Here is a 388-nt window from a genome sequence, read left to right as displayed (position 1 = left end):
ACGCGCTTGCCGTGGCGCGCGCCGGTTTCGTAGATGTGGTTGGCGATGGGCGTGGAGCCGACAAAGCTGATGGCCTTGACATCGGGGTGCTCGATCAGCGCATCGACGGCTTCCTTGTCGCCCTGCACCACGTTGAACACGCCATCGGGCAGGCCCGCCTGCTGGAACAGGTCGGCGATCAGCAGCGAGGCCGTCGGGTCGGTCGGGCTGGGCTTGAGCACAAAGGTGTTGCCCGCCGCAATGGCCACGGGGAACATCCACATCGGCACCATCACCGGAAAGTTGAACGGCGTGATGCCGGCCACCACGCCGAGCGGCTGGGGCAGCGTCCAGTTGTCAATGCCGGTTGACACTTGGTCGGTGAAGTCGCCTTTGAGCAGTTGCGGAA

1 protein-coding gene is annotated in these 388 nt (G+C 64.7%); it reads right to left on the bottom strand.

Annotated features, from left to right (window positions below):
* On the bottom strand, positions 1-388 hold a 388-nt coding region (locus QZH66_RS18700), incomplete at both ends, for an aldehyde dehydrogenase family protein (protein ID WP_305807278.1).

The sequence above is a fragment of the Stenotrophomonas sp. YIM B06876 genome (genome assembly GCF_030711595.1).
GTDB lineage: Bacteria > Pseudomonadota > Gammaproteobacteria > Xanthomonadales > Xanthomonadaceae > Stenotrophomonas.
The sequence above is the reverse complement of the archived record's forward strand: the minus strand, read 5'-3'. Positions and strand labels throughout refer to the sequence as shown.